Consider the following 20604-nt stretch of genomic DNA (forward strand, 5'->3'; position numbering starts at 1 on the left):
GCCTGGTCGCAGACCCGCGCGGGTGTGCGGATAGCCTTGACCGCCGTGATGCGAACCCACCCCGTCGGCACGTTGCGTGCCGAGAACGCCGGCCAGACCGTGACCCTCGCCGGATGGGTGGCCCGCCGCCGCGATCACGGCGGCGTGATCTTCATCGACCTGCGCGACCGGTCCGGATCCGCCCAGGTGGTGTTCCGCGAGGGCGAGATGGCCGAGCGCGCGCACCGGCTGCGCTCCGAGTTCTGCGTCCAGGTCGTCGGCACCGTCGTCGCGCGCCCGGCCGGCAACGAGAACGCGGAACTGCCGACCGGCGACATCGAGGTCACCGTCACCGAGCTGACCGTGCTGTCGGAGTCGGCGCCGTTGCCGTTCCCGATCGACGAGCACAGCGGAGTCGGCGAGGAGATCCGGCTGACGCACCGCTACCTCGACCTGCGCCGGCCCGGCCCGGCCGCGGCGATGAAGCTGCGCAGCGACGTCAACAAGGCGGCCCGCGACGTGCTGGCCGCCGAGGACTTCATCGAGGTCGAGACGCCGACCCTCACCCGGTCCACCCCGGAGGGCGCCCGCGACTTCCTGGTGCCCGCCCGGCTGCGCCCCGGATCCTGGTACGCGCTGCCGCAGAGCCCGCAGCTGTTCAAGCAGCTGCTGATGGTCGGCGGCCTGGAGCGCTACTACCAGATCGCGCGCTGCTACCGGGACGAGGACTTCCGCGCCGACCGGCAGCCCGAGTTCACCCAGCTCGACATCGAGATGAGCTTCGTCGAGCAGGACGACGTCATCGCGCTCGCCGAGCGGGTGCTGGTCGCGCTCTGGAAGCTGGTCGGGCACGAGATCACGACCCCGATCCCGCGGATGAGCTACGCCGAGGCGATGGCCCGCTACGGCTCCGACAAGCCGGACCTGCGTTTCGGCATCGAGCTCACCGAGCTGACCGGCTACTTCGCCGGCACCGGATTCCGGGTCTTCCAGAACCCCTACGTCGGCGCCGTCGTCATGCCGGGTGGGGCGTCGCAGCCGCGCAAGGTGCTCGACGGCTGGCAGGAGTGGGCCAAGCAGCGCGGTGCCCGCGGGCTGGCGTACGTGCTGATCGGCGAGGACGGCTCCGTCGACGAGCGCGGCCCGGTCGTGAAGAACCTGTCCGAGACCGAGCGGGCCGGGTTGGCCGAGGCCACCGGCGCGAACCCCGGCGACTGCATCTTCTTCGCGGCGGGCACCCCGTCGGAGGCCCGTGCGCTGCTCGGTGCCGCCCGCGGCGAGATCGCGCGACGGATCGGCGCGATCGACACCTCGGCCTGGTCGTTCGTCTGGATCGTCGACGCCCCGCTGTTCGAGTCGACCGCCGACAGCGACGACGTCGCCGTCGGCGCGGGCGCCTGGACCGCGTTGCACCACGCGTTCACCTCGCCCACCCCGGACTGGATCGACACCTTCGAGCAGGACCCGGGCAGCGCACTGGCCTACGCCTACGACATCGTCTGCAACGGCAACGAGATCGGCGGTGGATCGATCCGTATCCACGATGCCGATGTCCAGAAGCGGGTCTTCGAGATCATGGGGCTGTCCGAGGCCGAGTCGAAGGAGAAGTTCGGCTTCCTGCTCGACGCGTTCTCCTACGGCCCCCCGCCGCACGGCGGCATCGCGTTCGGCTGGGACCGGATCACCGCGCTGCTCGCCGGCAGCGACTCGATCCGCGAGGTCATCGCCTTCCCGAAGACCGGCGGCGGTTTCGACCCGCTGACCCAGGCGCCGGCCCCGATCACCGCGGGCCAGCGCAAGGAGGCCGGCGTGGACGCGCGTCCGGCGGGGCCGGCGCCCGGTGGCTCGGCCCCCGGCAAGCCGGGGGAGACCGGTGGCGGCGCCCCGGAGAAGCCCGGCCCTGCCGCCTGAGCAATTCGGTGACCGCCGGTGGCCCGCCGCACGTGGCGGGCCACCGGCCGGACCCGGCGCGGCTCCGCACGGACCTGGCGCAACCTCGGCCCGACCCGGCGTGGCTCCGCACGGCCCCGGTCGGCTCCGGGACCGGGCTCCGAGCACGTCCGTAACGAGGAACACGTCCGTCACGAGGGGTAGGCTCGCTGGCGATGACCGATCCGCAGGCGACTCCCGGCGCGGTCGCGGCGATGGCGGGTGCCGCGCGGCTGCTGTCCCGGCGCGCGGGCTCGGACGTCGAGCTCTCCGAGCCGGAGGACCTCGGCGGCAGCGGCCGCTCGGTCGTGGCCAGGGCGAGGATGGCACAGAACCCGTTCTCGGACCGGCGCAGCGTCGTGATCAAGCAGTACGCGCCGCCCAGCCCGGACGACGAGCCGATCGCGTCCGATCCGTACCGCTACGAGGTCGCGTCCTGCCAGCTGTTCACCGCGTTGCCGAGCGACGTCCGGCCCAGCCCGGTCATCATCGCCCACGATCCGGAGCAGCGGCTGCTGGTGCTCGAGGACCTCGGCCGCAGCATGACGCTCGCCGACAAGCTGTTCGGCCCGGATCGCGAGGCGGCCCGGATCTGCCTGCTCGGCTGGGCCAGGGGGCTCGGCCGGATGCAGGCGGCCACCGCAGGCCGGGAGGGTGACTTCGGGGCGTTGCTGCGACGGCTGGGGGAGAAGGTCCGGCGGGACCCGATCGCCGACCAGGCCCGGGCAGCGCTCGGCGGACTGCCCGAGCTCCTCGCCGACGCGGTCGGTGTCGAGGTGCCGGAGATGGCGGTGCTGGAGGCCAGGGGCGGTATCCGGCTGCTCGGGGGGACCGGGTTCAGGGCGTTCAGCCCGTCCGACACCTGCCCGGACAACAACCTCGTCACCAGCCGCGGCGTGCGGTTCGTCGACTTCGAGTGGGGTTGCTTCCGGGACGTCGTGCTGGACGCCGCCTACGTCCGGGTCCCGTTCCCGGGGTGCGCAGCCAGTTTCGCGTTGCCGTCCGTGGTGCGCGAGCAGATGCTCGACGCCTGGCGTGCCGAGGTCGCCCCGGTCTGGCCGGAGCTCGACGACACCGAGCTCCTGGAATCCCGGCTGACCGACGCACACCTGCTCTGGGTGTGGTGGTCGACGTGGCTGCTGCTGCCCCTGGTGCTGCACCGCGACCGGCCGATCGGGCGCGACGCCGGACGGTCCCCGCGGATCAGCACCGCGCTGCGGCACTACTGGCAGGGCTTCGCTGCCGCGGCCACCGACCGGCCGGCGTCCGTGGAGCTGGCCGCCGCCGTCGTGGCCGCGCTCGACGACCGGTTCCCGGACGCGCCGTCCGAGCTGCCCGTCTTCCCGGCGTTCCGTAGCGCCGAGCGGTAGCGCCCGCGCCCGGACGCCGCTGAGCGGGTCCCGGGCCTACCGCCGGTCCGCTTCCCCGACGCGCGGGGGACCGGGGTGGCGTGTCGGCGTGTCCGATCGTGAGATGATCGTCACCCGGGGGAGCCTGGGCCGCGCTACCCGCGCGGCATGACACACTCTCCGTACACGTCCGTCCACGTTCCGGGGTGGTTGATGGGTTCCGGCGAGTCTCGTCCGAGCGGTTCGGCAGCTGCCGAGTCCGCCACCGGTCCGGTGGCATTGCGCATCCTGGTCGGGACGCATCTGAAACGCTTCCGCGAGGCCGCCGGCGTCACCCGGGCGGTCGCGGCCGATCTGATCCGCGGCTCCGAGGCGAAGATCAGCCGGATGGAGTCCGGCCGGGTCGGTTTCAAGCAGCGCGACGTCGCCGACCTGCTGACCCTGTACGGCAACATCGGCGAGACCGAGCGTGCGGAGCTGCTGATCCTCGCGCAGCGGGCCAGCCAGCCGGGCTGGTGGCAGCCGTTCAGCGACACGATGCCGGACTGGTTCACCACCTATGTGGGCCTCGAGCAGGCGGCGGTCACGATGCGGACCTATGAGCCGCAATTCGTCCCGGGCCTGTTGCAGACCGAGGGTTACGCGCGGGCGGTGATCGAGCTGGGGCGCCCGGCCCCGCCGGACGAGGTCGACCGGCGGGTGACGCTGCGGATGGAGCGCCAGCAGATCCTGGAGGGATCGTCGGCGCCCGAGTACTGGGGGGTCATCGACGAGGCGGCGCTGCGCAGGCCGATGGGTGACAACCAGGCCATGCGTGACCAGCTGGAGCACCTGCTGAAGGTCTCCGAGCTGCCGAACGTGACGCTGCAGGTGCTGCCGTTCAACCAGAGCGGTGCCGCCGCGACCGGCGGGCCGTTCATCCTGCTGCGGTTCGCCGACGCCGACCTGCCGGACATCGTGTACCTGGAGCAGCTGACCAGCGCGCTGTACCTGGACAAGCGCTCCGACGTCGAGACCTACCTGGTGCTGATCGACCGGCTCGCCGCGGCAGCGCTCACCCCGCGCCGCTCACAGGCGATGATCTCGTCGCTGCGCGGTATGTGGTGACCGGCCACCCGGTCTCCCGGGTGGCCGGACCGCAGCGCGCGCTCAGTTCTTGAACGCGACCCCGCCGTACTCGATCCACTCCTTGGTGGCCTGGACCTCCGGTGCGACGTCGTCCGGGTGCCAGGTCGACACCTCGACGATGCCGGGCTCCACGACCGACAGCCCGCCGAACATCGCCTCGACCTCGTCCGGGGTGCGTACCCGGCCCCAGTTGCCCCCGGTGTTGGCCAGCATCATGTCGGTGAGGCTGCGGCGCACCTCCGGGTCGTTGCTCGCCAGGTGCGAGATCACGACGACGCTGCCCTTCGGCAGCCGGTCCAGTACGTCGGAGACCAGGCCGGCCGGATCGTCGGAGTCCGGGATGCAGTGCAGGAACGACAGGAACAGCGCCGCGGTCGGCTTGCTGAAGTCGAGCAGCCGGGTGACCTCGGGATCGCTGTAGATCGAGGCGAAGTCGCGGACGTCGGCCTGCACGACCGTCGACGCGTCGTCCTGCTCGAGCAGGGCGCGGCCGTGGGCGAGCACGATCGGGTCGTTGTCGATGTAGACCGTGCGCGCGGCCGGGTCGACCGCCTGCGCGACCTGGTGCACGTTGTCCTGGGTGGGCAGGCCCGATCCGTGGTCGAGGAACTGCCGGATCCCGTGCTCCTGGGCGAGGTACCGGACGGCCCGGATGAGGAAACGGCGGTTGTTGATCGCGAGCGCCGCGGTGCCCGGGGCGGCCTCGGAGAGCGCGGCACAGGCCTGCCGGTCGACCTCGTAGTTGTCCTTGCCCCCCAGGTAGAAGTCGTACATCCGAGCCACGCTCGGAGTACTGACGTCGACCTCGGACGGAGTGACCGATCGCGCTCGATCCATATCCTGCGACGCTCCCTTGCTCGACCGTTCCGACGGGCCAGGCCCCGATCGTGCACGACGGTGCCCGGTCGTGCCGATGGTAGCGGTTGCAGCGCGCATCCGGGCCGCCGCCCGGAGGTGTCGCAATCGGCGAACGGCGGAGCGAATGACTGCTACGGTTGCAATTGCATCAGTCCAGAACGTCGGGAGGGATACCGATGAACGAGATCGATCTGCCGGACGGCCTTCAGTGGCGGAAGAGCTTGCGCAGCAACCCGAACGGGGCTTGCGTGGAGGTCGCACCGCTGCCGGACGGCGGCGCCGCGGTGCGCAACTCGACCCGGCCGGGCGGTGCGTACGTGACCTACACCCGGGCCGAGATCACGGCGTTCCTGCAGGGCGTGCACGACGGGGAGTTCGACGACCTGATCGCGCCCTGAATCCGGCGCCCCGAGCCCGGGGCGAGACGAGTCCGCGGGTGCCGGTCGACGACCGGCACCCGCGGTCGTTCACAAGCGCCGCAGGAAGTTCCCGATCCGCTCCACGGCCTGTTCCAGTTGCGGCAGTGCCGTCGCGTAGGAGCACCGGATGTGACCGGCACCCGAGGGGCCGAACACCGTCCCCGGCACCACCGCGACCGATTCCTCGCGCAGCAGCCGCTCCGCGAACGTCTCCGCGTCGAGCCCGGAGGACCGGATGCTCGGGAACGCGTAGAACGCGCCGGCCGGCTCCGGGCACTCCAATCCGGCCTCGCGCAGACCCTTCACGAACACCCGCCGCCGGCGGTCGTAGTCGGCGACCATCTCCGCGACGTCCGGCTCGGCGTTGCTGAGCGCCTCGACCGCGGCCATCTGGGACACGTGCGGCGCGCAGAGCATCGTGTACTGGTGCACCCGCAGGCACAGCTCGGCGATCGGCGCCGGGGCGGCGAGCCAGCCGACCCGCCAGCCGGTCATGGCCTGGGCCTTGGAGAAGCCGCCCAACACCACCGTCCGCTCCCGCGCGCCGGGCACCGCACCCAGGCAGGTGTGCGTGCCGTCGTAGGTGAGCCGGTCGTAGATCTCGTCCGACAGCAGGTAGAGATCGTGCCGCTCGGCGAGCGCGACGAGTGCGCGCAGCACCTCGGGCGGCTGCACGGCACCGGTCGGGTTGGCCGGCGAGCCGATCAGGATCGCCTTCGTCCGCGGGGTGACGGCGGCCTCGACCGCGGCGACGTCGATCGCGAACCCGTCCTCGGCCCGGGTCGGGACGCCCACCGGCGTCCCGCCGGCGAACGACACGCACGGCTGGTAGGCGACGTAGCAGGGCTCGGGGACGATCACTTCCTCGCCCGGGTCGAGCAGCACCCGCAGCGCCAGGTCCAGACCCTCGGAGACGCCGGTGGTGACCAGGCATTCGGTGGCCGGATCGTAGCGCGCGTCGTACCGCGACGCAAGGTCGGCGCAGATCAGCTCGCGCAGCCGGGGGAGGCCCGCGTTGCCGGTGTAGGTGGTGTAGCCGCGCTCCAGCGCGTAGATCCCGGCCTCGCGGATCCGCCACGGCGTGACGAAGTCGGGCTCCCCGACGCCGAGCGAGATGACGTCGTCCATCTCCGCGGCGATGTCGAAGAACCGTCGGATCCCGGACGGCGGGATGGCGGTGATCGTGCTGTTGAGCGGCTTCACGGCGTCACCGGCAGCCGGTGGTCGGCCTCCGGTTCGGCGAACGAGTCGCCGTCGCGCTTGTGGGTCGCCAGCACGAAGTGGGTGGCGGTCGAGCGCACCCGGTCGATCGTGGAGAGCTTCTGCGACACGAAGTCGCTGACCGCCCGGATGTCCGGCCCGACGACCGTGCAGCGCAGATCGTGCCCGCCGGAGACCAGATAGCAGTCGCGGACCTCCTCGAACCGGGAGATGCGGGCCGCCACGTCGTCGAAACCGACCCCGCGGGCGGGCTCCACCGAGACGTCGATGAAGGCGGTCACCCGGGCACCGGCCCGCCCGGCACCGGCCAGCGTGCCGTCGGTGGTGCCGTCCTCGTAGCGGGCCCAGTCCACGACGGCCCGATGCCGGCGGATCACGCCCGTCCGCTCCCAGCCCGCGATCCGCGCGTCGACCTCCTCGACCGGAAGTCCGAGCATGGTCGCGACGGTGTCGTGGCTCAGGGAGGCGTCCCGTTCGAGCAACTCGAGGATCTCGCGCACGCGTCCGACCCTACGTCGGCCCCCGGTGTTCCGAGCCCGGCACCACGCCGTCGGTGACGGACCCGACTCCGCCGGGGCGGCTCAGGCCGCCCTGGCCACCCGGCCGGGTGCCGGTGTCCTCGCGTCGGCCGGGTCGATCAGGCCGCACTCGAGGTCGACGAGGTGGGCCCGGGTGCAGGGGCCGCAGACGAAGACGACCCCGCCGGGGCCGTGGTGGCTGCTCCAGGCGAGGCCGTGGATGTCGGCGGCGGTTCGCGGCCGGGTGCAGAGCGGGCATCCGAGGATCGTGTCCATGCCCCATGAGGGTGCCCCGGCCGTGTTGCCGGAGGGTGACCGTGCGGGTCACCGGAGTTGCGTTCCGGCGACGATCCGGGGTCCGTGACGATCACCTGGAGCGGCACCCGGCCCAGGTCACGAATCGGGTGCGACCCGGTGAACTCGCTGTGTGACCACTGGTCGCACGTCTAGTGTCCGCGCGCATGAGCAATGAGCCGTCACAGGGCGGGGACCCGCAGCAGGGGGCCGGGGGGCCGTCGGACGATTCAGGCGCCTCGGCGTCCGGCGATCAGGCGCCGCACGGGCAGCAGCCCTACGGAGCGCAGCAGCCCGGGCCGCAGGACCAGTACGGTCAGCAGCCCTACGGCGGCCAACAGCCCTACGGTCAACAGTCCTACAGCCAGCAGCAGTACGGCGGCCAGCAGCCCTACGGCGGCGGCGAGCAGCCCTACGGTGGCCAGCAGCCTTACGCCGGTCAGCAGCCCTACGGTCAGCAGCCGTACGGGCAGCAGCCCTACGGCGGTCAGCAGTACGGGGCCCAGGACCAGTACGGCGGGCAGGCGCAGGGCGGCTACGGCCAGCAGCCGTACCCGTCCGGCCAGCAGTACGGCGGGTACCCTGGTCAGCAGCCGGCCGGCTACCCGGCGGCGACCACGGGGACCTCACCGGACCCGCTGGTCCCGTTCTCCCTGAGCGACTGGTTCTCCAAGATCGTCGGTGTGGTGCAGCGCAGCTGGAAGCCACTGTTCGTCATCCAGGCCGCGGTCTGGGTGCCGATCGGGTTGCTGGAGGCCGCGCTGTTGCTCTTCGGCCTGGGGGTCGAGCCGGAATCGGGCGCGCTGCCGGCCTTCGGGAGCGTCGTCTCCCTGGGGGCGGCGAACCTGGTCACCTCGGTGCTGACGGTCGTGCTGGGCACCTTCGGGATGCTGGCGACGGTCTTCGTCATCGTGCGGGACGCCGCCGGGCGTCCCTACGAACCACAGCAGGTCTGGGCGTTCGTGAAGGATCGCGGGCTCGCCGCGGTCGGCTGGTACTTCCTCGCGGGCGTGCTCGTCCTGATCGGCATGTTCCTGCTGCTGATCCCCGGGATCTACCTGGCCACCGTGTTCTTCGGCTCGCTCGCCGGAGTGGTGGCCGTGGAGCGGGGCGGCATGAGCCGGATGTTCACGCTGGTCAACCAGCGGTTCTTCGCGGTGCTCGGCCGGGGGGCGCTGACGGTGCTGGCCGCGATCGTCGCCGGGGTGCTGGTCGGCCTGATCGCCATGCCGTTCGCGTTCGCGAGCACCGTGCTGGCTCAGGTCGTCTACTACCTGCTGCTCATCCCGATCGGGGCGGTGTCCGCCGCGGTCGCGGTCGTCACCTACGCGGAGAACCGGTTCCACGAGCACAACCCGGTGCACACCCCCGTCCTCGCGGACGAGATGGAGCGTGCCTAGAAGCCCACGGGCCCGTCCCTGGCAGGCTGGTCGGCGATGAGTACCGACGGCCTGTTCGACATCGATCCCGGTCCAGGGGCGGACGGCTCCGGCGACGGGCCGGACGACGGCCCGCGTCCGGACGCCCCACTGGCGGCCCGGATGCGCCCGCGGAGCCTGGACGAGGTCGTGGGCCAGGCCGACCTGCTGAAGCCCGGTGCGCCGCTGCGCCGCCTGCTCGACGGCGGCGCGGCGGCGTCCGTGCTGCTCTACGGCCCGCCCGGCACCGGCAAGACCACCCTCGCCCGGCTGATGGCCGGCGCGGGTACCGCCGGACCCGGCGCCGCGAACGCCCGGCACTTCGTCGCGCTCTCCGCGCTCTCGGCAGGGGTGAAGGAGTTGCGGGCGGTCATCGAAGAGGCCAGGCGCAGGCGTGACCGCAGCGGCACCGCGACCGTGCTGTTCATCGACGAGGTGCATCGCTTCTCCCGCACCCAGCAGGACGCGCTGCTCGGCGCCGTGGAGGACCGGCTGGTGCTGCTGGTGGCCGCGACCACGGAGAACCCGTCGTTCTCGGTGGTGTCGCCGCTGCTGTCCCGGTCGCTGGTGCTCCAGCTGCAGTCCCTCGACGAGGACGACGTCCGGCAGCTGCTGCGGCGCGCGGTGGCCTCCGAGCGCGGACTGCACGGTTCGGTGGAGCTGGCCCCGGAGGGCGAGGACGCGCTGGTCCGGCTCTCCGCCGGCGACGGCCGCCGGGCACTGACCGCGCTCGAGGCCGCCGCCGACGGGGTGCTCGGGGCCGGCGGGTCGGTGGTCGATCTCGATGCCGTCGAGCGGGCGGTCACCGAGGTCGCCGTCCGCTACGACCGGGCCGGTGACCAGCACTACGACGTCATCAGCGCGTTCATCAAGTCCATCCGCGGCTCCGATCCGGACGCGGCCCTGCACTACCTCGCCCGCATGATCGTCGCGGGGGAGGACGCCCGGTTCATCGCGCGCCGGCTGATGGTGCACGCCTCCGAGGACATCGGCCTCGCCGACCCGACCGCGCTGCCCGCCGCGACCGCCGCCGCACAGGTCGTGCAGCTCGTCGGGATGCCGGAGGCCCGGCTCGCGCTGGCCCAGGTCACCGTGCACCTGGCGACCGCGCCGAAGTCCAACGCCGTCATCGCGGCGATCGACGCGGCGATGGCCGACGTCCGGTCGGGCAAGGTCGGCGGGGTGCCGGCGCACCTGCGGGACGGGCACTACGCGGGGGCGCAGAAGCTGGGGAACGCGGTCGGCTACCGCTACCCGCACAGCGACCCGGACGGCGTCCTGCGTCAGCAGTACCCGCCGGACGACGTGGTCGGGACCGACTACTACACACCGTCCGGCCGCGGGTTCGAGCGGACGCTCGCCGAGCGCGTCCCGAAGCTCCGCCGGGTCGTCCGCGGCGGGGACTGAACTCAGCCGGTGGTCAGCGTCAGGCCCAGCGCGCCGGTCGCGGTCCGGATCGGGGTGAAGTAGCTGGTGCAGTTGCCCGAGCCGCCTGCTCCGGTGTGCACGCCCTGGGCCTGGCCGTTCGAGGTGATGTAGGGCGCGCCGGAGTCACCCTCCTGCGCGCACGTCCCGACGGCGGTCAGGCCGGACTGCTGCTCGCCCTCGAAGTTCACCGTCACGTCGGTGCGCTCGACGGTCCCGCAGGACCGGCCACTGGTGGAGCCGTACAGGCAGACCGACGACCCCACCGGAGCGACCGAGGTACCCCGCACCCGGGTCCCGGCGACGGTCGGTGCGGCGCTGCCCCGCTCGACCGGGATCGCGCCGACGTCGACGCCGTTGCCCGCGGTACGCCCACCCGAACCGATCGTGCTCTGGTCGGCGGCGTACCAGGTGGAGGACCCGCGCAGGCAGTGCCCGGCGGTGATCACCCAGTCACCCGCGGAGTCGGAGGCGGCGAATCCGGCCGTGCAGCGCCTGCTCCCGTCGCTGATGGTGTCGCCACCGGACACCGCGGCCTGCCGGCGCGGCGCCGCGGGAACCCGCTCGACCCGGACCGCCGCCGGGTCCATACCGGCCGTCAGCTCACCGGCGACACGGCCCGCGTCCGGCCCCTCGACGACGTCGAGCACCAGCTGCTCGGTCCGCGGGTCGATCCCGTAGGAGGCGAGCCCGTCCGGCGGGGTGGTCGCGGTCCGGGCGTCGAGCTCCCGGAGCGCCGCCAGCGGATCGCGGCGGGGCCCGTCCCGGACGACCGGCGTCGCACCCAGCGCGGTCAGTACCGGTGCGACGGCCGGGTCCCAGGTCCCGGCCATCAGCCGGCCGTCCTCGAACCAGGTTCCGGCGAGAGACTCGCCGGCCGCCCCGGCCACCGCGGGAACCAGATCTGCGGCGGCTGCCTCGGTCAGCTCGGGGAGGCCCACCGGCAGGGCCGGCTCCGCCGCCGCGGGCACGGCGACGCCGAGTGCGATCACGGCGGCGCCGGCGAGGGCGGCGAGCGACAGACGGTGCGGGTGGCTCAGCGGCACGGAGGCGGTCCTTCGGGGAGCGGGGTGGGCGGCACCCGGCTCAACGACACCGCGGCCGTCCGGGTCACGCACGGCACCGGCACCGGAAGGAGTGACAGAGCGTGGACGCCTGATCGGCGCAGAGGTTGCCTCGGAGGGCCGAAAGGCATTACCGCGCGTCGCCACATACCGCAAATTGAGCATGTTGATTGACCCCGATCGGGTGTGTCGTCATGGTTGACCGCAGGCCGGGGTGCGGCCGAGCGGACCTGAGGGGGCGCCGAACCCCGGCACGAGGACACCGAGCGCGCCGATCGTGCCCCGCCGAACGGGGAGGACCGGCGTCATCGCGGGGACGGGATGCGGCGGGCCGCATCGGAGGAGCGCTGGCACGATGCATGACGGACTCGCGGTGATCGAACCGGCCGTTGCCACCGGCCCTGCGGAGGACGGCGGTGGTGGAACAGCGGCGGGGACGCCGGACACCGGGCCCGCCCCGGACCTGCTCCCACCGCAGCTGCTGCAGGCGGCGATCTCCGGCGACCCGGCCGCGGTCGCGCTGCTGCTGTCCCGGATCCAGCCGCAGGTCGAGCGGTTCTGCCGGGCCCGGCTGGGGCGCCGGGAGACCACCCTCGGATCGGCCGACGACGTGGCCCAGGACGTCTGCATGGCGGTGCTCGCCGTGCTGCCGGACTACCGCCTCTCCGGGATGTCGTTCCGCGCGTTCGTGTTCGGGATCGCCCGGCACAAGATCGCCGACGCGTTCCGGGCGATGGCCAGGAACCGGTGCGACGCGGTCGAGGAGCTGCCCGAGCGGATCGGTCGCGAGGAGGACCCGGAACAGGTGGTGCTCGACGCCGAGCGCAACGATCGGCTCACCGACCTGCTGGGCATCCTCGGCAAGCGCCAGGTCGAGATCCTCACGCTGCGGATCGCCGTCGGCCTGACCGCGGAGGAGACCGCGGACGCATTGGGATCGACCCCGGGCGCGGTCCGGGTCGCGCAGCACCGGGCACTGCAGCGGCTGCGCCGGGAGCTGGAGGATCGGGCGGCCCGGCGGGGCGCTGCTCCGGCGCCGGCGTCGGCTCCGACGGTCGCGAGCCCGCCGGCGCCCCGTCCGCGACCGGCACGCCCCGCGGCGGCAGCGCCCGTGCCTGTCGTGCCTGTGCCCGCCCGGCCCGCGGCGGCCGTGCCGGCGGTGATCCCGGTGCCGCGGCGCCCGGAGACGGAGCAGTCGGGCGATTCCGTCGGTCTGCCGGTCGCGGTCTGACCGGGTACCGGTACGGCGGTCCCGTCGGACCACCGGTCGCCCCTCCGGACCGGTGCCCGCAGCCGCGGACCGCAGACGGCCGGTGCCGGCGTGCTCGGGCGCACGCGGGCACCGGCCGTCCCCGTTCGGGGGTATCCGTGGTGTTCGTCGCGAAGATCGGGCCACCGTCGCATTAGGTTGCGCGGCATGAACGATCGGTCGCAGCCGCTGGGAGACCCACTGATCTCGGGATCGCTGTCGGAGTGGTTCGCCACGAGCTTCGCCACGGTGCGACGCAGCCTGGTCCCGCTGGTGGTGATCCAGCTCGTCGTGTTCGTCCCGGTCGCGGTGATCGTCGGCCTGCTCGGCGGGCTGGGTGCCTTCGGCGAGGCCGAGCCGCTCGCTCCGAGCTTCGGCTTCGACTACGTGCTGGCGACCGAGTCGGCGACGGTCCGGCTGCTCTCAGCGGTGCTGGGCACCCTGGGGCTCGCGGCATCGGTGTTCGTGATCGTCCGGGACGCGGCCGGCCGGGCGTGGACGGCGGGGGACGCGCTCGGCTTCGCCGGTCGCCGGTTCCTGCCGATGATCGGCTGGATCGTGCTGAGCGTCGTGCTCACCGCCATCGGCTACGTCCTGCTGATCCTGCCCGGCATCTACCTGACCGTGGTCTTCGGCGGGACCCTGATCGGCGTCCTGACGATCGAACGGGGCGGGCTCGGCCGGACGTTCCAGCTGGTGAACCCGCGGTTCTTCGGGACACTCGGCAGGCTCCTGCTGCTCGCGGTGCTGTCCTTCCTCTACAGCGTGGTGGCGATGCTCGTCGCGGCGTCGCCCGGGCTGTTCTTCAGCTCCGGTGAGGGGCTCTCGACCGTCGTCGCACTGCTGACGAACCTGCTGACGATCCCGCTGATCGTCTTCACCACCGCCGCGCTGGTCGTGCTGTACGGCGAGCTGCGGGCGGATCTGGAGCCGGGCACCACGACCGGGACCTTCGCCGAGGAGATCGACCGGCGGTGACCGGCGGGCCCCGGCCCGGGCACGGGGAGTAGCCTGGTCGGCGGTTCCGCAGTCGGGCCGATCGAGGGGAGGAGGCAGCGTGACCAGCGCCGTAGCGTTCGCGTCTCCCGTGCCGCTCTCCTCGGGGCCCGACGAGCCGTTCCCGGGCCGAGCGCCCGGGGCGGGCACCTGAGACAGCCCGCCGATCGATGTGCCTCCCGGCGCGCCTGCGTCGTCCCGCCGTACGGTGTTCCCGCGCAGCGACCCCGGTCGCCGGCGCAGCCCGTCGCCGTACCCGTCACGAGAGACCTTCCGGTGCAGACCCACGAGATCGTCCGCCGCTTCACCGCCCACTTCGAGCAGGCCGGGCACACGCCCGTGCCGAGCGCGTCGCTGATCCTCGAGGATCCGCAGCTGCTGTTCGTGAACGCGGGCATGGTCCAGTTCAAGCCGTACTTCCTGGGTGACGTGCCCGCGCCCTACCCGCGCGCCACCTCGATCCAGAAGTGCGTCCGCACCCCGGACATCGACGAGGTCGGCAAGACCACCCGGCACACCACGTTCTTCCAGATGGCCGGGAACTTCTCCTTCGGCGACTACTTCAAGCGCGGCGCCATCGAGTTCGCCTGGTCGCTGATCACCCGCAGCCAGGACGACGGCGGCTACGGCTTCGATCCGGAGATCATCTGGGTCACCGTCTACCACGACGACGACGAGGCCATCGCGCTCTGGAAGGAGATCGCCGGCCTGCCCGAGGAGCGCATCCAGCGCCGCGGCGGCGACGACAACTACTGGGACATGGGTGTGCCCGGCCCCGGTGGCCCCTGCTCGGAGATCTACGTCGACCGCGGCCCGGAGTTCGGCGCCGAGGGCGGCCCGGAGGCCGACGAGGACCGCTACCTCGAGATCTGGAACCTCGTCTTCATGCAGGACGAGCGCGGCCCGCTGTCCCCGAAGAAGGGGCACCCGCCGATCGGCACCCTGCCGCACAAGAACATCGACACCGGGATGGGTGTCGAGCGGGTCGCGTTCCTGCTGCAGGGCGTCAACAACGTCTACGAGACCGACCTGGTCCGCCCGGTGATTGCCAAGGCCGAGGAGCTGTCCGGCAAGCGCTACGGCGCGGGTGGCCCGGAGGGCGAGATCGACGACGTCCGCTTCCGCGTCATCGCCGACCACGCCCGCTCGTCGCTGATGATCATCGGCGACGGCGTGACCCCCGGCAACGAGGGCCGCGGCTACGTGCTGCGCCGGTTGCTGCGCCGGGTCGTGCGCTCGGCCCGGCTGCTCGGCATCACCGGGCCGTGCCTGGCCGAGTTCGCCGCCGTCGTGCGGGACGCCATGTCGCCCACCTACCCGGAGCTGGCCACCGACTTCGAGCGGATCTCCGCGGTGATCCGGGCCGAGGAGGACACCTTCCGGGCCACCCTCACCGCCGGTGAGCGGATCTTCTCGGGTGCGGTCGAGGAGGCCCGCCGCACGCAGCGCACCGTGCTGCCCGGCGACCAGGCGTTCCAGCTGCACGACACCTACGGGTTCCCGATCGACCTGACCCTGGAGATGGCCGCCGAGGCCGGGCTCACCGTCGACCGGGAGCGCTTCACCGCGCTGATGGACTCCCAGCGCGCGCGGGCCAAGGCCGACGCCGCCGGGCGCAAGGTCGGCTTCGTCGACGCCTCGGTCTACCGAGCGGTGCTCGACACGCACGGCGCCACCGACTTCCTCGGCTACCAGACGTGTGAGTCCGAGTCCCGCGTGGTCGGGCTGCTGCGCGACGGCGCCACCGTGCCCGCCGCGCACGAGGGCGAGCAGGTCGAGGTGCTGCTCGACCGCACCCCGTTCTACGCCGAGGCCGGCGGCCAGCAGGCCGACAGCGGCCTGCTGCGCGGCGCGTCCTTCGAGGTCCGGGTGGACGACGTCCAGTCCCCGGTGGCCGGGCTGCGGGTGCATCGCGGCGTCGTCACCGCCGGCACCGTGACCCTCGACGCCGAGGTCGTCGCCGAGGTCGACCGCACCCGCCGGTCCGCGATCTCGCGCGCGCACACCGCCACCCACCTGGTGCACGCCGGAGTCCGCGGCGCGCTGGGCAGCACCGCCGCCCAGGCCGGTTCGCTGAACGCCCCGGGCCGGTTGCGGTTCGACTTCACCTCGCCGACCGGCGCCGTGCCGCCCGCGGCGCTGGTCGAGATCGAGGAGGAGGTCAACTCGGTGCTCCAGGAGGACCGGGAGATCCAGACCTACGAGACCTCGATCGACGAGGCCCGCACGCTCGGCGCCATGATGCTGTTCGGCGAGAAGTACGGCGACCGCGTGCGCGTCGTCGACATGGGCGACTACTCGCGCGAGCTGTGCGGTGGCACGCACGTGCGCCGCACCGGCGAGCTTGGCCTGGTCCGGGTGCTGTCCGAGGCCTCCATCGGCTCCGGTGTGCGCCGGGTCGAGGCGCTCGTCGGGCTGGACGCCTTCAAGCACGCCACCACCGAGCACCTGCTGGTCAACCAGCTCGCCGAGCAGCTCAAGGCCCGCCCGGAGGAGCTGCCGGAGCGGATCAACGGGATCGTCGAGCGGCTGCGGACCGCCGAGCGCGACCTGGAGAAGCACCGCGCCGACGCCGTCCTGGCCTCGGCCGGGGCGCTGGCCCAGCAGGCCGAGGACCTCGACGGGACCGCCCTGGTCGCCGTCACCGCCCCGGACGGGGTCGGCGGCAACGACCTGCGGACCCTGGCCGCCGACGTCCGCGGCAAGCTGGGCGAGCGGCCCGGTGTGGTCGCGCTGTTCGGCGTCGACGGGGAGAAGGTGTCGTTCGTCGTCGCCACCACGAAGGCGGCCCGGGACAACGGGATCGCCGCCGGGAAGCTGATCGGCGAGTTCGCGCCCGCCGTCGGCGGTCGCGGCGGCGGCAAGCCCGACCTGGCGCAGGGCGGCGGCACCGACCCGTCCGGGGTCGACGCGGCGATCCAGAAGCTGCGCACCGCGATCCGCGGATGACCCGGGAGCGCGGCCGGCGCCTGGGCATCGACGTGGGCGCCGTGCGGGTCGGGGTCGCGATGTGCGATCCCGACGGGATCCTCGCCACCCCGGTGGAGACCGTCGCGCGCGGTGAGCGGGACGGTACCGACGAGCCCGCCGTGCGCCGGATCGCGGAGCTGGTGGCCGAGCACGACGTCGTCGGCGTCGTGCTCGGCCTGCCGCGCAACCTGCGCGGCGAGGACGGTCCGGCGGCGCAGGCCGCCCTCGAGTTCGCGGCCGCGCTGGAGGCCGGGCTGGAGGTCCCGGTCGAGCTCACCGACGAGCGGATGACGACCGTCGTCGCGGCCCGGCAGCTGTCCGGTCGTGGGGTCAAGGGGCGCCGGCAGCGGGCCGTGGTGGACCAGGCCGCGGCGGTGCAGATCCTGCAGGGCTGGCTGGACGCGGGGCGCTGAGACCCTTGCGGGTGGACATGATCGACATCTGTGGCCGGCTGCTCGTCCGGGCCACCGGCCCGTTACCCTCCATGCCGTGACCGGCGCCGGCGAGAACGACGTGAACCGACGGTCCCGGACACGGGACCGGGCGTGAGCGCCCCGGTGACCGCGCCGCCCGTCCGCCACCGCCCGACGCCCGTGCACTACCGCAGGCGGCGGCTGGCCCTGCTGGCCTCCGCGCTGCTCGCGGGCGCGGTCCTGGTGGCCGTGGCGCTGTTCCTGAGCGGCCCGGACGACTACGTCGGATCCGGCAGCGGCTCGGTCGTCGTCCGGGTGCAGCCGGGCGACTCCACCAGCGCCATCGGCGACCGGCTGGTCACCCAGGACGTCGTGAAGTCCCGGGCCGGGTTCCTGGAGGCCGCCGCCCGGGAGCCCGACATCCAGCGGGTCCAGCCCGGCTTCTACGAGCTCCGCTCGCAGATGTCCGGCGGCTCCGCGGTCGACGGCATGCTCGACCCGGAACGCCGGGTCGGATTCATGGACGTCAAGGGCGGGGTGCAGATCGACGACACCAGCGCCCCCAACGGCGCCGTCAGCTCCGGCGTGCTCTCCCAGATCTCCCAGGCGACCTGCCTCGGGGGTGCCGACGGCGATCCGGCCTGCACCGGCGTCGACGAGCTGCGGGCCGCGATGGCCGCCGCCGACCCGGCGGACCTGGGCGTGCCCGAGTGGGCGCACGCGGGTTACCGCAACGCCGCGCCCGAGCGCCGGATGGAGGGGCTCGTCGCCCCCGGGCCCTACGACATCGATCCGCAGGGCGCCCCGGCGGACGTGCTGCGCGAGGTCCTCACCGCATCGGCCGAGCGGCTGGAGGCGGCCGGGCTGAGCGGCGAGGGCGCCTACCGGACCCTGGTCGTGGCCTCGATCATCGAGAAGGAGGCCCTCGACCCGGACATGCCGAGGGTGGCCCGGGTGATCGAGAACCGGCTGGCCGTGAACCAGCGCCTGGAGATGGACTCGACGGTCAACTACCCGCTCGACGTGCAGGCGCTGCGCACCACCGCCGAGGCCAGAGGCACCCCGGGCCCGTACAACACCTACATGACCACCGGACTGCCGCCGACCCCGGTGGCCTCGGTGTCGGTCACCGCGCTGCAGGCCGCCGAGAACCCGCCGGACGGCCCGTGGCTGTTCTTCGTGCGCTGCACCACCGAGGGCGAGTCGTGCTTCGCCGCGAACTACGACGAGCACCTCGCCAACGTGGCCAGGGCCCGCGAGGCCGGCGCGTTCTGATCGGTCCGGAACGGCGCCGCTCGTGCTCCGCCCGGAGTAACGTCACGGCGCGCAGGGCCGAGATGATCGCGGGTGGTCGCGCTGCCCTCGCCGAATGGAGGGAACAGGCCGGTGTCCGATCTCCGGGTCTTCTGGATCATCTGGTGCTCGATGTGGGCGTTCGGCTGGTTCGTGGTCGGGTTCATGACCCTGTTCCTCGGCTGGCTGATGGTCCCGATGTCGCTGCTCGCGATCCTGATCCCGGTCGGTGTGACGGCCCGGCCACCGGGCTACGTCTACGGCTACCCGCCGGGCGGTCCGTATCCGCCACCGCCGCCGAACTGGCAGCAGTACGGGCATCCTCCGGTGCACCCGCCGGGAGCACCGTGGCCGCCGCAGCCACCGGCCCCGCCGTGGCAACAGCCCCCGGACCGGAACCCGGGTGCTCCCGAGTGACCCGAGGGGTGAGCGGGACCCGGTCACTGCCCCCAGAACCCGGCCGGTGGCTTCGGTGACGGCACGGCCGTCGCGTCGGTGACGACGGCGGCGCCACGGGCCAGCGCCCGGGTCTCGTCGTCGTCGAGCACCCGGGCCGGGAACGGATCGGCCGCGGCCCGGCGGGTCAGCCCCGGCACCGGGAGCCCGCGGTCGGAGCCGACCAGCACGAGGTTGCCGAACCGGCGGCCGTGCAGCACGTCCGGCGCCGCGATCAGGGCCAGCTCGCCGAACGCGGCACCGGCGGTGGCGATCTGGCCGGGCAGGAACGGCCACGGCGCGCCGTCGCCGAGGTTCGCGATGTGGATCCCGGTGGGCGTGAGCACCCGCCGGACGGCCTGCAGGAACTGCGCCGTCGTCACCTGGGCCGGGGTGCGGGCACCGGCGAAGACGTCGAGCACGACGAGATCGAACGCGCCGGCCCCGAACCTCGCGAGGCTCGCGCGGGCCTCCGCGGTGACGATCCGCAGCCCGTCGCTCTCGTCCGGGCCGGGGAGCCGGTGCGCGACCAGCTCGGCCAGCGCCGCGTCCAGCTCGACGACGGTCTGCGCCGAGCCGGGACGGGTGGCCGCCAGATAGCGGGCGAGCGTCCATGCGCCGCCGCCGAGGTGCAGTACCCGCAGCGGCACCGCGGGCGCCGCGGCCAGGTCGGTGACGTGCGCGATCCGCCGGACATACTCGAACTCCAGGTGCTCGGGATCGTCGAGGTCCACGTGCGACTGGGCGGTGCCGTCGAGCAGCAGGGTCCACGACTGCGGACGATCCGGGTCCTGCACCAGCTCGGCGATCCCGTGCTCGACCTCGGTCCCGGTGCCCATCGCTCCATCCTGCCGCGCGGGGGAGACCCGCACCGGTGCCGGGGTGCCGCCGGGGCCGCAGTTGTCCCCAACCGCGATATCGATCCACAGATGCGGAATCGGTGGGGTCGTACCGGCCGTCGGTGCGGCAGGTTCGAGGCATGGAGACCCACCTGCTCGGCCTGCTCACCGGTGGCGCCGCCGGGGTGGCCGCCGGGATGTCGACCCGGTACGGGCTGGGCCGGTGCGCCCGGCTCAGCGCGCCGGGCTGCCCGGCGGCACTGGCGGTGGGCGGCGCCGGGCTCGGGCTGCTCGTCGCGGGCGGGCTGCTCGGCGTCCGGTGGCTGCCGCTGCTCGCGGTGCTGGGCTGGCTCGCCGTCGCTGGCACGATCACCGATCTCGCGCACCGCCGGCTGCCGAACGCGCTGACCCTGCCGGCGTTGCCGCTGGTGCTGCTGGCCGCCGTCCCGGCCGGTGGCCCCGCGGTGCTGCGCGGGGCGGCCGGGGCGCTGCTGCTCGGCGGCGCCTACGCCGCGGTGCACCTGGTCTCCCCGGTGGCGATGGGCGCCGGCGACGTGAAGCTCGCCGGGCCGGTCGGGGCGGCGGTGGCCGCGCCGGGCTGGGCGGGGCTGCCGGTCGCGGCGGGACTGGCGGTGCTGGTGTCCGGGGTGGTCGCGGTGCTCGCCCTGCTGTCGGGGCGGGCGCACCGGGGCAGCGGTCTGCCGCACGGACCGGTGCTGCTCGGCGCGGCGCTGAGCGCGGTGCTCCTCGCCGTGACGGGGACCGTGACCTGCTCCGGGGCCGTGATCTGCGGGTGAGAGGATGGAT

Annotated in this window: 19 protein-coding genes; 13 read left to right on the forward strand and 6 right to left on the reverse strand. The window is 73.3% G+C overall.

Annotation, left to right across the window (positions count from 1 at the left end; genetic code table 11):
* The first annotated feature begins 45 nt into the window (after positions 1 to 45).
* From aspS to Pdca_RS15360, 3 genes are all read left to right on the forward strand, one after another.
* Positions 46 to 1890: an aspartate--tRNA ligase gene (gene aspS, locus Pdca_RS15350; protein WP_085912178.1), complete on the forward strand. Its 1845-nt coding sequence runs from the start codon at positions 46 to 48 to the stop codon at positions 1888 to 1890.
* 194 nt (positions 1891 to 2084) lie between these two features.
* Positions 2085 to 3278, forward strand: a complete 1194-nt coding sequence (locus tag Pdca_RS15355) for a hypothetical protein (RefSeq protein ID WP_085912052.1) — start codon at positions 2085 to 2087, stop codon at positions 3276 to 3278.
* A 252-nt stretch (positions 3279 to 3530) separates the two neighbouring features.
* Entirely contained in the window at positions 3531 to 4364 is an 834-nt protein-coding gene (locus tag Pdca_RS15360; RefSeq protein ID WP_307724015.1) for a helix-turn-helix domain-containing protein, read from the forward strand.
* Between the two features lie 42 nt (positions 4365 to 4406).
* Here the strand turns inward: Pdca_RS15360 and Pdca_RS15365 are convergent, their stop codons facing one another.
* On the reverse strand, positions 4407 to 5321 hold the full coding sequence (locus tag Pdca_RS15365) for an SAM-dependent methyltransferase (protein WP_307724016.1): 915 nt from the start codon (positions 5319 to 5321) through the stop codon (positions 4407 to 4409).
* A 98-nt stretch (positions 5322 to 5419) separates the two neighbouring features.
* Here Pdca_RS15365 and Pdca_RS15370 point away from each other — a divergent pair, with 98 nt between their 5' ends.
* Complete coding sequence (locus tag Pdca_RS15370; RefSeq protein ID WP_085912049.1) at positions 5420 to 5641, forward strand: DUF397 domain-containing protein; 222 nt, start codon at positions 5420 to 5422, stop codon at positions 5639 to 5641.
* 69 nt (positions 5642 to 5710) lie between these two features.
* Here the strand turns inward: Pdca_RS15370 and Pdca_RS15375 are convergent, their stop codons facing one another.
* From Pdca_RS15375 to Pdca_RS15385, 3 genes are all read right to left on the reverse strand, one after another.
* Entirely contained in the window at positions 5711 to 6865 is a 1155-nt protein-coding gene (locus Pdca_RS15375) for an aminotransferase class I/II-fold pyridoxal phosphate-dependent enzyme (RefSeq protein WP_085912048.1), read from the reverse strand.
* Entirely contained in the window at positions 6862 to 7383 is a 522-nt protein-coding gene (locus tag Pdca_RS15380) for an Lrp/AsnC family transcriptional regulator (protein ID WP_085912047.1), read from the reverse strand. The genes Pdca_RS15375 and Pdca_RS15380 overlap by 4 nt, the downstream gene beginning before the upstream one ends.
* Positions 7384 to 7464: 81 nt before the next feature.
* A complete protein-coding gene (locus Pdca_RS15385; RefSeq protein WP_085912046.1) occupies positions 7465 to 7677 on the reverse strand; it encodes a hypothetical protein in 213 nt (70 codons plus the stop codon).
* Between the two features lie 185 nt (positions 7678 to 7862).
* Here Pdca_RS15385 and Pdca_RS35595 point away from each other — a divergent pair, with 185 nt between their 5' ends.
* A complete protein-coding gene (locus Pdca_RS35595; protein ID WP_158092107.1) occupies positions 7863 to 9095 on the forward strand; it encodes a hypothetical protein in 1233 nt (410 codons plus the stop codon).
* 36 nt (positions 9096 to 9131) lie between these two features.
* Positions 9132 to 10520, forward strand: coding sequence for a replication-associated recombination protein A (locus Pdca_RS15395; protein WP_085912043.1), 1389 nt, complete (start codon positions 9132 to 9134; stop codon positions 10518 to 10520).
* Positions 10521 to 10522: 2 nt separating this feature from the next.
* On the opposite strand, the gene Pdca_RS15400 is transcribed toward Pdca_RS15395, so the two are convergent.
* The gene (locus Pdca_RS15400; protein ID WP_085912042.1) at positions 10523 to 11584 is read right to left on the reverse strand and encodes a S1 family peptidase; all 1062 of its coding nucleotides are present in this window, start codon (positions 11582 to 11584) and stop codon (positions 10523 to 10525) included.
* 373 nt (positions 11585 to 11957) lie between these two features.
* Here Pdca_RS15400 and shbA point away from each other — a divergent pair, with 373 nt between their 5' ends.
* The 6 genes from shbA to Pdca_RS15430 all read left to right on the forward strand — a co-directional run bounded on the left by shbA (position 11958) and on the right by Pdca_RS15430 (position 18940).
* On the forward strand, positions 11958 to 12833 hold the full coding sequence (gene shbA, locus Pdca_RS37785; RefSeq protein WP_085912041.1) for an RNA polymerase sigma factor ShbA: 876 nt from the start codon (positions 11958 to 11960) through the stop codon (positions 12831 to 12833).
* 186 nt (positions 12834 to 13019) lie between these two features.
* On the forward strand, positions 13020 to 13829 hold the full coding sequence (locus Pdca_RS15410) for a hypothetical protein (protein WP_085912040.1): 810 nt from the start codon (positions 13020 to 13022) through the stop codon (positions 13827 to 13829).
* Positions 13830 to 14123: 294 nt separating this feature from the next.
* Positions 14124 to 16796 carry an alanine--tRNA ligase gene (gene alaS, locus Pdca_RS15415; RefSeq protein ID WP_085912039.1) on the forward strand — a complete coding sequence of 891 codons (2673 nt, stop codon included), beginning with the start codon at positions 14124 to 14126 and terminating at the stop codon, positions 16794 to 16796.
* Positions 16793 to 17230, forward strand: a complete 438-nt coding sequence (gene ruvX, locus Pdca_RS15420) for a Holliday junction resolvase RuvX (protein WP_085912038.1) — start codon at positions 16793 to 16795, stop codon at positions 17228 to 17230. Before alaS ends, ruvX begins: the two co-directional genes overlap by 4 nt.
* A gap of 132 nt (positions 17231 to 17362) precedes the next feature.
* Positions 17363 to 18505 carry an endolytic transglycosylase MltG gene (locus Pdca_RS15425; RefSeq protein WP_158092106.1) on the forward strand — a complete coding sequence of 381 codons (1143 nt, stop codon included), beginning with the start codon at positions 17363 to 17365 and terminating at the stop codon, positions 18503 to 18505.
* A 111-nt stretch (positions 18506 to 18616) separates the two neighbouring features.
* A complete protein-coding gene (locus Pdca_RS15430; RefSeq protein ID WP_085912036.1) occupies positions 18617 to 18940 on the forward strand; it encodes a hypothetical protein in 324 nt (107 codons plus the stop codon).
* 23 nt (positions 18941 to 18963) lie between these two features.
* On the opposite strand, the gene Pdca_RS15435 is transcribed toward Pdca_RS15430, so the two are convergent.
* Complete coding sequence (locus Pdca_RS15435) at positions 18964 to 19797, reverse strand: spermidine synthase (RefSeq protein ID WP_085912035.1); 834 nt, start codon at positions 19795 to 19797, stop codon at positions 18964 to 18966.
* Between the two features lie 140 nt (positions 19798 to 19937).
* Between Pdca_RS15435 and Pdca_RS15440 the strand changes: the two genes are divergently transcribed.
* Positions 19938 to 20594, forward strand: a complete 657-nt coding sequence (locus Pdca_RS15440; protein WP_085912034.1) for a prepilin peptidase — start codon at positions 19938 to 19940, stop codon at positions 20592 to 20594.
* Positions 20595 to 20604: the final 10 nt, after the last annotated feature.

The organism is Pseudonocardia autotrophica (assembly GCF_003945385.1).
In the GTDB taxonomy this organism is placed as follows: Bacteria; Actinomycetota; Actinomycetes; order Mycobacteriales; family Pseudonocardiaceae; genus Pseudonocardia; species Pseudonocardia autotrophica.

Excerpts from the sequence above, each read along its gene's own strand:
- Pdca_RS15435 (WP_085912035.1), bottom strand. The coding sequence starts at position 19,797 with ATGGGCACCGGGACCGAGGTCGAGCACGGGATCGCCGAGCTGGTGCAG.
- Pdca_RS15385 (WP_085912046.1), bottom strand. The coding sequence starts at position 7,677 with ATGGACACGATCCTCGGATGCCCGCTCTGCACCCGGCCGCGAACCGCC.
- Pdca_RS15410 (WP_085912040.1), top strand. The coding sequence starts at position 13,020 with ATGAACGATCGGTCGCAGCCGCTGGGAGACCCACTGATCTCGGGATCG.
- Pdca_RS15365 (WP_307724016.1), bottom strand. The coding sequence starts at position 5,321 with ATGCGCGCTGCAACCGCTACCATCGGCACGACCGGGCACCGTCGTGCA.
- ruvX (WP_085912038.1), top strand. The coding sequence starts at position 16,793 with ATGACCCGGGAGCGCGGCCGGCGCCTGGGCATCGACGTGGGCGCCGTG.
- Pdca_RS15370 (WP_085912049.1), top strand. The coding sequence starts at position 5,420 with ATGAACGAGATCGATCTGCCGGACGGCCTTCAGTGGCGGAAGAGCTTG.
- Pdca_RS15395 (WP_085912043.1), top strand. The coding sequence starts at position 9,132 with ATGAGTACCGACGGCCTGTTCGACATCGATCCCGGTCCAGGGGCGGAC.
- Pdca_RS15440 (WP_085912034.1), top strand. The coding sequence starts at position 19,938 with ATGGAGACCCACCTGCTCGGCCTGCTCACCGGTGGCGCCGCCGGGGTG.
- Pdca_RS35595 (WP_158092107.1), top strand. The coding sequence starts at position 7,863 with ATGAGCAATGAGCCGTCACAGGGCGGGGACCCGCAGCAGGGGGCCGGG.
- Pdca_RS15355 (WP_085912052.1), top strand. The coding sequence starts at position 2,085 with ATGACCGATCCGCAGGCGACTCCCGGCGCGGTCGCGGCGATGGCGGGT.
- shbA (WP_085912041.1), top strand. The coding sequence starts at position 11,958 with ATGCATGACGGACTCGCGGTGATCGAACCGGCCGTTGCCACCGGCCCT.